This is a genomic window from Crocosphaera sp. Alani8, assembly GCF_038442745.1.
Lineage (GTDB): Bacteria > Cyanobacteriota > Cyanobacteriia > Cyanobacteriales > Microcystaceae > Crocosphaera.
On the sequence record NZ_JARVCN010000243.1, the window covers coordinates 23,356 to 32,388 of the forward strand.

The 9,033-nt window shown below is 40.1% G+C and carries 8 protein-coding genes; 7 read left to right on the plus strand and 1 reads right to left on the minus strand.

Annotated elements, in window-relative coordinates:
- Window positions 1–422: 422 nt before the first annotated feature.
- From P9B04_RS14340 to cysE, 7 genes are all read left to right on the plus strand, one after another.
- Window positions 423–1,592: a tetratricopeptide repeat protein gene (locus P9B04_RS14340; RefSeq protein ID WP_342055672.1), complete on the plus strand. Its 1,170-nt coding sequence runs from the start codon at window positions 423–425 to the stop codon at window positions 1,590–1,592.
- 46 nt (window positions 1,593–1,638) lie between these two features.
- Complete coding sequence (gene upp, locus P9B04_RS14345) at window positions 1,639–2,289, plus strand: uracil phosphoribosyltransferase (protein ID WP_342055664.1); 651 nt, start codon at window positions 1,639–1,641, stop codon at window positions 2,287–2,289.
- 168 nt (window positions 2,290–2,457) lie between these two features.
- Window positions 2,458–2,757: a hypothetical protein gene (locus P9B04_RS14350; RefSeq protein WP_342055665.1), complete on the plus strand. Its 300-nt coding sequence runs from the start codon at window positions 2,458–2,460 to the stop codon at window positions 2,755–2,757.
- 237 nt (window positions 2,758–2,994) lie between these two features.
- Window positions 2,995–4,092, plus strand: a complete 1,098-nt coding sequence (locus P9B04_RS14355) for a Fe(3+) ABC transporter substrate-binding protein (protein WP_342055673.1) — start codon at window positions 2,995–2,997, stop codon at window positions 4,090–4,092.
- Window positions 4,093–4,235: 143 nt separating this feature from the next.
- On the plus strand, window positions 4,236–5,981 hold the full coding sequence (locus tag P9B04_RS14360) for an iron uptake porin (RefSeq protein WP_342055666.1): 1,746 nt from the start codon (window positions 4,236–4,238) through the stop codon (window positions 5,979–5,981).
- Between the two features lie 126 nt (window positions 5,982–6,107).
- Window positions 6,108–6,356, plus strand: a complete 249-nt coding sequence (locus P9B04_RS14365; RefSeq protein WP_342055667.1) for a FeoA family protein — start codon at window positions 6,108–6,110, stop codon at window positions 6,354–6,356.
- Window positions 6,357–6,956: 600 nt separating this feature from the next.
- Entirely contained in the window at window positions 6,957–7,718 is a 762-nt protein-coding gene (gene cysE / locus P9B04_RS14370) for a serine O-acetyltransferase (protein WP_342055668.1), read from the plus strand.
- A 338-nt stretch (window positions 7,719–8,056) separates the two neighbouring features.
- Here cysE and P9B04_RS14375 read toward each other — a convergent pair whose 3' ends face one another.
- Window positions 8,057–8,938: an ATP-binding cassette domain-containing protein gene (locus P9B04_RS14375; RefSeq protein WP_342055669.1), complete on the minus strand. Its 882-nt coding sequence runs from the start codon at window positions 8,936–8,938 to the stop codon at window positions 8,057–8,059.
- Between the last annotated feature and the right edge of the window lie 95 nt (window positions 8,939–9,033).

Genomic DNA, 9,033 nt, shown 5'->3' on the forward strand with positions numbered 1-9,033 from the left:
TATGGAAAGAATACGTACAAAATCAGTCACGACCTAAATTTCTGTAATAAACTGCGTATATACACTAAACTTTGTGCAAAATTATTGTTCCAAATCTAACGAAGAATATACTTTCTAAACACAATTAGTAATTCAACAAAAAACTTTTCAAATTGTGTGTCTAATTTATTTGAGATAGAAGATAAGGTAACTGTTAGCAAAGCTAAAATCTCAGGCATTGATCTGGGATTGTCTAGCAGAGTTTTCTATTAAAATGCAGGTTTCTGTGAATCAAGAATCTCCTGTTACAGCCTTAGTTTAATAGGAGAATGTCAAGTCCCCTGACATTTAACCCTCACAACCGATGACTGATTACTATAGAATAATTGAGGGTCATTATGGCAGGCATTGTCTCTCAATCGTCCAAGTCTATCAATATCAATATGCAGGGTTTACTAAAACGGTTCTGGAACTGGATACAACAATTTTTTGCTCAGGTATTTGGGTCATCTTCTCGTTCAGAGAGAGATAACAAAAATTCCTTACAACAACCCCTAAGCGATACAGATTATGAATTTCTGTTTAGCCAACTCCTAGATGGAGTCGCCCACGGATGGCACGAAGGGCGTATTCTCAAGTACTTTGAAGATTTGGGAGAAAGAGGCAAAGCTAAATTATGGGTAGCCTGGTTAGAACGGTTTGGAGAAAAAGCCATTTCCTCCGCAGCCCCTAACCTACAACTGGCGGCTAGAATGATGCGCTTAGGAGAGTTGGCCCAGTCCTTTCAAAAAATAGAACCCATCGGACAAACGGCCTACGATATCGGGAAAAAGCTCTACACTAAGGAGGCTGATAGTGCTGTTTGGGAATACGCCGGACCAGATACAAGAGTAACCGATGTATTGAGAAGCGATGTCAAATCCCCCACCCTAGAAGATAGCTTGGGAAAAAATCCTCCCCCTCCTCCTACCCAACCCCCTCAAACAGAAACCCTAACCATCGACGAGTTAACTCTTAGATTACAACAGGACCCAGAACTAGCAGCCCAAATATCTCAACAGTTAGGCATTGAGTCCACAGATCCTCAAACCTTGGTAGATGCCCTAATTAGCAATTTTGAAGCTCAACAACCCCCACCTCCCCCCGAAGCATCCTCTGAGACAGTGGAAAACTACTATAACCAAGGGGTTGAACAAGCTAACTTAGGGGATCTAGAAGCAGCGATCGCCCTTTGGGATCAAGCTTTAGCCCTCGACCCCAGTTATGCTCCTGCTTGGCACAACCGTGGTAGCGCGCTAGGAACCATCGGACAAGCAGAAGAAGCGATCGCTAGTTTTGATCGAGTATTAGCCCTCAACGGCGGAGATGTAGAAGCTCTCAACGCTAAGGGACAAGTCCTTTATAGTTTACAAAAATGGCCAGAAGCTATAGTTTGTTGGGATCAAATTCTCGCTGTACAGCCCGACTATTACCAAGTTTGGTACAACCGAGGCAGTGCTTTAGAACTGATGGGGCAGCCATCGGAAGCGATCGCCAGTTATCAAAAAGCCGTTGAAATCGAACCTACCTTTGAATTAGCCCAAAATCGTCTCCAGGAATTATCCCAGGAATAAGGTTATTCCAAATAACCCTCAAGTGTTCACCGTTCAGTGAAAAATCATGCCCCCTCAACTTCGAGTTTACGTTCCCGATCATCCTCTAATTAAACATTGGTTAGGGGTTGCCCGTGATGTCAATACCCCTAGTGTGTTGTTCAAAACCGCTATGAACGAGTTAGGACGGTGGTTAACCTACGAGGCAACCCGTTACTGGTTTCCTACCCTAGAAACCACTGTTAACACCCCTCTAACCCCTTGTAATGCTACCCTGATCAATCCTCAAGTCCCTATGGCTATAATTCCTGTTTTACGGGCGGGACTTTCTTTGTTAGATGGGGCGCAAACCTTACTACCTGTGGCTTCTACTTATCATTTGGGTCTAGTTAGGGACGAAAAAACCCTAGAAAATAGCTGTTATCTCAACAAATTACCGCAAAAATTCGCCCCAAATACTCACATTATAGTTTTAGAACCCATGTTAGCCACTGGGGGATCAATCATGACTACCATGAAAGAAATCGCCCAACGGGAAGCCGATATTAGTTTGATCCGTATTATTTCTGTAGTCGCTGCGCCCCCTGCCCTGCAACAATTAAATACACATTATCCCAGTTTGAACGTGTATACGGCTATTATTGATCAAGGGATTAATGAACAGGGTTACATTGTTCCTGGTTTGGGAGATGCTGGCGACCGCGCTTTTGGAACCTAATATTTAATTAGCGTTGGTCCTAGAAAAATTACTCATCTGAGTTCGATATGAGAAAATTCAGAGAAAATCTCTCCGGTTTAGGAGTCTCAAACACCTATTATCTGGTCGATAAAGACTTAACTCCGAACTCAGGTTACCCATCACCACTTCATACTTAGGTCAATTATTATGAGTCAACAAAATGGATTTGCAAGCGGATTTTTAACCGGAACAATTGTGGGGGGAATTGTTGGGGGAATTGTCGGGGCCGTGGTTTCATCCCGCATCGATAATAACGAAGAAGAGGATCAATCCTCATTATTTCAGTCGGATAAACGGGAAAAATTGAGTTCTGAAGAAACTATCGAAATGGCCCGTAATCGTCTAGAAGATAAAATCGCTCAACTCAATCACGCTATTGATGATGTTCGTCAACAACTTGGCCCAACAGAACGATACTCGGTGGAGTCAGAAACCAGATCAGATTAGAATTTTAATTGACAATTTCTAGTTTCTTAGAAGTAGAAAAGGGGAACAAAAGAAAACAATGCTCGTCCCCAACTTCATTGTGTTCCCCCATATCTTCAATAATTTCTGTAGCAAAATTGACTAAATCTTGACTCCACCCTTAAGGAAAATTTTTTATTTAGTTATTAATAATATTTTTCAATAGTGTTAGAATACGTTAGAACAATAATAAAAATCTATCGTAATCATAATTCAGCTATCGTGAATAAGTTATCAAGAAGAGTATTTTTAAGTGGTGGTACAGCCGTTACGGTTGTGGGAATCAGTCAACTGGTGACCAGTTGCGGTAATAATAATGACAATGCTTCTAATGATACTCAGAACCCTGCTCCTACGCCGGTAACAGGAGAAGTCAACCTCTATTCCTCTCGCCATTACAACACAGATACCGAATTGTACAATGGGTTCACCGATGAAACTGGGATTAAAGTTAATCTCATAGAAGGCAGTGCAGACGAACTAATAGAAAGAATTACAAGCGAAGGGGATAACACCCAAGCTGACGTATTTATGACGGTGGATGTAGCCAGACTTTGGCGCGCTCAAGAAGCTGAAATTTTTGCCCCCACCAGTTCACCCACATTGGAGGAGAGGATTCCTGCATCTTTACGGAACCCAGAGGGTTTATGGTTCGGCTTTACTAGAAGGGCGAGAGTAATTATGTACAATCAGGAGAATGTAAATCCTGAAGAACTATCCACTTACGAAGATTTAGCAGATCCCAAATGGAAAGGGAGGATTATTATTCGTCCTTCTAGCAATATTTATAATCAATCCCTAGTAGCATCCTTGATCGAGATCCACGGAGAAGAAAAAACAGAAGAATGGGTGAAAGGTTTTGTGGCTAACTTTGCTAGGGAACCCCAAAGTAACGATACTGGACAAATTAAAGATGTGGCTGCAGGAGTAGCAGATATTACTCTAGCCAATACTTATTATCTGGCCCGCATGGCTAAAGACGATGATCCAGCTATCAAAGAAGTGGTAGAGAAAGTTAAAATCTTTTTCCCGAACCAAGATGATAGAGGTTCCCACGTTAACATCAGTGGCGCAGGAGTAGTTAAAAACGCCCCTAACCCAGAAAATGCAGTGAAATTTTTGGAGTATTTGAGTAGCGACACCGCCCAAGAATTTTTTGCTAAGGGTAACAACGAGTATCCAGTAGTGGAAGGGGTAGGAATTGACCCCGTTTTAGAAAGTTTTGGCACTTTTAAAGCAGACGACACCAACATCGCTACTTTTGGACCAAACTTAGCCACTGCGGTTCAAGTCATGAATAGAGGGGGTTGGAAGTAGTGGAGTATGAAAGATAGGTAAAAGAACAAAAGGATAAAATATATAAATCATTACTTAGAGGGTTTCTAGTCTAGATCTACCCGTTCAAAGACGACTAAGTATAATGAGAACCATTATCACTTTTTATCGGTGTGAGGAATTTAATGATTAATCGTTTTTTTTCGTTTAACAATCTAATCCTAGTTTTAGGAATGATTTTGTTTTCTACCACTACAACTCAAGCCGCCCCTGATCAAAACTCCTCCCTGAGACAGTTTAGGGGTCAAAGAGAAGTGTCTTTAGAAAAGGAAGACTCATCAACCCTACCTCAGTTACCGAAAATCGATCGCAACTTTCATTTAAGACAGTCCAGAGATGGTTTTTTGAACCCGGCCAGTCGTAGACAAAGTTCTCTAACTCAAGTAACTAGCATTTCTGAGTTACAAGATATTTCCCCCACAGAATGGGCTTACGAAGCCTTACGGGGACTGGTGGAACGGTATGGGTGCATTGTGGGCTATCCCGATCGCACTTTTCGCGGTAACCGCGCTTTATCCCGTTATGAGTTTGCCGCTGGTTTAAACGCCTGTATGAACACCATAGAAAGGTTAATTCAGGAAAATGTGGCTGTTTTACGGGAAGATATCGAGAAATTGAAACGATTAGCCCAAGAGTTTGAACAAGAATTAATGGCTTTGGGGGCGCGCGTCGATAACTTGGAATCAAGGGTTGCTTTTCTCGAAGATCATCAGTTTTCTACCACCACTGTATTAACTGGAGAGTTTGTGGTGGGTTTGACTGGTATTACCAGTGGACAAAGAAACGGAGGAACCGAAGAGGTTAACAAAGTTACTAACTTCGGTTACAGGGGACGACTGGAACTGAACACCACCTTTACTGGCAATGACTTACTGTACACCCGTCTTGCCACAGGTACTACACCAGCATATTCCGATATTACCGGCACCTTTGAAGGAGAATTAGGTTTTTCTCAGCCTGATGACAGCGATCTCGCCATAGAACTGATTATTTACGAGTTCGATCTTGCTGAAAACATCCGAATGTTCATCGAACCAGTGGGAGGTGCGTTTGATGACTTTGTACCTACAGTTAACTTCCTGGATGGTGACGGTGCTTCTGGGGCGGTTTCTGCCTTTGGTACTCGTAATCCTCTCTATTATATGGCTGAAGGTCCTGGTGTTGGCTTCCAAGGTCGTATTTTCGAGGTTTTTGAATGGAGTGGGGGTTATTTAGCCACAGACGCTAACGACCCGGATTTAGGGGCAGGTTTGTTCAATGGTCCTTACGGATTAATCGGACAGTTTGCCTACGAACCCACTGACAATTTTAAATTAGCCTTTACTTACGTTCATGGCTACAATAATTTGGACTCGGGAACCGGTACCCGTCGCTCTAATTTTCAATCCTTTATTGAAGAAGAATTCGAGGATTTTGAAGCCTCTGTGAATACGGTTAATAACTCCTACGGTGTGGAGTTAAGTTGGCGTATTTGGGATCGATTTGTATTCGGAGGTTGGGGCGGTTTTACCAGTACCAGAACCCTCGGTGCCATCGATATTGGACCAGACTTTGATGTGGTTCAAAGGGGTAAATTAGATATTTGTAATTGGGCTGTTACCTTGGCATTTCCTGATGCTTTTAAAGAAGGAGATACGGCGGGTATTATTGTGGGAATGGAACCCTGGGTATCCAAGGCTGATATTAATTTACCGGAAGATTTTAGGAGAACAGACAGGGATAGTTCTTTTCATATCGAGGCTATTTATCAATATCCCCTTAACGATAATATTGCCATTACTCCTGGTATTGTCGTCATCACAGAACCTGACTTTGATGACAGAAACGAGGCTTTAGTTATCGGTACGATTCGTACCACATTTACGTTTTAGAGGTTAGGAGGAGAGAAAAAGATGAATTCTTCTTGAGTTAATTTTTGATTTTTAAACCAAGTCCACACAGGGATAATTAATAAATTATCCCTTGTTCCAAAACTGCACACATTTTAAGGGAAAACCATGCAACAAATTGCCAAAACTTATTTGAGAGAACTACCTATTGGTACTATAGGTTATATCGTGGGATATGACAAAATTTTTAAAGGTTATCAAGGTAAATTATTGTCTATGGGATTATCTCCAGGGACACAGTTTATTTTAGTTCGCCAGGCCTCAAAAAATTGGCCGATTCTCGTAGAAATAAAAGAAAATTTAATTCGATTAAACCAACCAGAGGCCGATGCTTTGTGTGTAGAAGAAATTGATTAAATAGTATAAATAAAATTTTTAATTACTTACCTTAATTATTGATACTGGCTTGATATATATTACTACTTGTAGAGTAGAAATTTATGAAAATAAGTCTACGTTATGTAATTATAGTCTTGAGCATTTACTGCCTATTATGGACAGGAAATTTAACAGCCCAAATCAAAGATGATCAACCTCAAATCATAGCTGGAGTTGATTGTTTTCGTGAGCCAATTGATAAGCAACTCCCCCTGCTTGAGGATCTCTTGGCAGCTTTTAAAACAAAGTGAAAAGTTAATTATTAAGATAAATTGTTATGGTTATTTAACAAATATGGGTGACAAAAATAGCCAGAAACAGTAGTATAGAGGAGAATTTAGGATAATCTGTTCCCTAACCTTGGTAAGCTGATGCAAGTTGACTGAGAGAAGTGAGTTGCGTCAGTTCACCAAAAAGCCAATGGTTCAAACAACTGTTAATTTTGGAATGAGATCAACATCTCTGGAAAACTATTTACCCGTTATTAGACAGAAGAATCAACCAACTGGATGAGCCTTCCATCTCTTCCGATGATAAGATATATGTAAGACGCATTTTTCAGTCAGGGAATTCACTTTGGTGCTATCATCCATCCTCACCGATTTTCGCATTATTTTTGACCGTGATCCTGCAGCACGCAATTGGCTAGAGGTTCTCTTCTGTTATCCTGGGTTGCAGGCAATCATACTCCATCGTATTGCTCACCGAATCCATAGCCGAGGAATACCTTTTCTACCTCGTTTGATCTCCCATATAGCGAGGTTTCTCACTGGTGTTGAAATCCATCCAGGAGCAACTATAGGTACTGGTGTATTTATTGACCACGGTATGGGGGTAGTCATTGGAGAAACTGCCGAAGTGGGAGATTACAGTTTAATTTATCAAGGTGTCACCCTTGGGGGAACGGGAAAAGAAAGCGGTAAACGTCATCCTACCCTTGGTAAAAACGTTGTCATAGGGGCAGGGGCTAAAGTTCTCGGAAACCTAAATATAGGTAATAATGTGAGAATTGGTGCAGGTTCTGTAGTACTACGGAATGTTCCTTCTGATTGTACTGTTGTAGGGATTCCTGGGCGGATCGTTTATCAGTCTGGGGTTAAAGTAGATCCTCTAGAACACGGAAACTTACCCGATTCCGAAGCAAAGGTTATTCGATTATTATTGGATAGAATTGACGCTTTAGAACAACAGGTTCAAGCATTACAAGAAGAGAAGTCAAAACAACGGGAGTTAGTGGTTAGTGGTTTGCCTAAGCTAACAGCTAATCCTAATAATGATGAATCCCACAGTTGTTATTTAAAAGACAAAGAAATAGAGGAATTTTTAGGGGGAACGATGTAATTTTTATTATAACTAATTTATGGGGATCAATAGTAGTTGATCCCCATTTTTTATTTGGGTTTAACTGATATCTTGCACCAGTATAGAAAAACTTAAATTAGTAAGCAGTAAGCAGTCGTTTAATCCTACTCACAGCAGTTTTCAATTAGGTGTATCAAAATCTCGGTTGAGTGAGGGTGGGGAGTGTACTTCGACTTCGCTCAGTAACAGGGAGGGGTAGGAAGTGTGGGGAGTATTTTTCTTTTACTCTGTAATCTATGCAAATGAAAATTGCTGTCACAGTAGATAATAGGGATTGATATGTTTCAGCTGATGGTTGATAGCTGAACACTTACAAACTAGCCAGTTTTATCGAAGGTGCAAGATGTAGGTTTAATTCCCATCATTAATAAGCCAATTTTTTCTAAATCTGTATTAGGATTGATTGTATCCATAAACTGTCCTCTGTAAATAATAGCTAGGCGATCGCTCATTTTTCTCACTTCTTCTAATTCTGTGGAAACATATAATATTGCTGATCCATTTTCTCTTGCTTTTAGCAGTTGTTGTTGTATATATTCCGTAGCGTTGATATCTAATCCTCTGGTGGGTTGCATGGCGATGATTAACTGTGGATTGTTGGATAGTTCACGGGCTAAAATTATTTTTTGTTGGTTTCCTCCTGATAGTTTTCCTACGTTTATATTGGCTTCAACTCCTCCGATATGGAAGTTATGAATGGCTTCATTTTCTACAATTTTAATGGCTTTTTTCTGTAAAATCTTCCATTTGCTAAAAGGATAACAGTAATATTTTTTAAGAATCAAATTTTGACCAACATTTAAGGAAGAAACTAACCCCATTGTTTTTCTATCTTCGGGAATGTGTGCAATAGATAATTGTTTAATTATTTTTTCTACTGTCCAGTTGGTAATATCAATATTTTTATACTCAATTTTACCCTTATGGGGCTTAATTAAGCCCATTATTACTGATACTAATTCCTGTTGTCCGTTACCGTCAACACCTACAATTCCCAGGATTTCTCCTGCTTTGATTTGAAAAGAAATATTATTAATAGTTTTAGCAACTAAATTATCAACCTTTAATACTGTTTCCTGAAAAGATAAAGGTTGTTTGGTTAAATTAGTTTCTTGATGTTCTCCGATCATCATGTTAGCTAACTTTTGAGTATTAATATTTTTGTTTTCAAAAGTATTGATTACTTTACCCTTTCTCAAAATTGTTATAAAATCACACAGTTTGATAACTTCGTCTAGTTTATGAAGCTTCTCAAAAAGTCTGGGGGGACTCGCCGAAAGTTAGGGGACAAAGA

What these genes read in the sequence shown, in the direction of transcription:
- P9B04_RS14340 (WP_342055672.1), top strand. Translation starts at nt 423, where the DNA reads ATGCAGGGTTTACTAAAACGGTTCTGGAACTGGATACAACAATTTTTT.
- upp (WP_342055664.1), top strand. Translation starts at nt 1,639, where the DNA reads ATGCCCCCTCAACTTCGAGTTTACGTTCCCGATCATCCTCTAATTAAA.
- P9B04_RS14350 (WP_342055665.1), top strand. Translation starts at nt 2,458, where the DNA reads ATGAGTCAACAAAATGGATTTGCAAGCGGATTTTTAACCGGAACAATT.
- P9B04_RS14360 (WP_342055666.1), top strand. Translation starts at nt 4,236, where the DNA reads ATGATTAATCGTTTTTTTTCGTTTAACAATCTAATCCTAGTTTTAGGA.
- P9B04_RS14365 (WP_342055667.1), top strand. Translation starts at nt 6,108, where the DNA reads ATGCAACAAATTGCCAAAACTTATTTGAGAGAACTACCTATTGGTACT.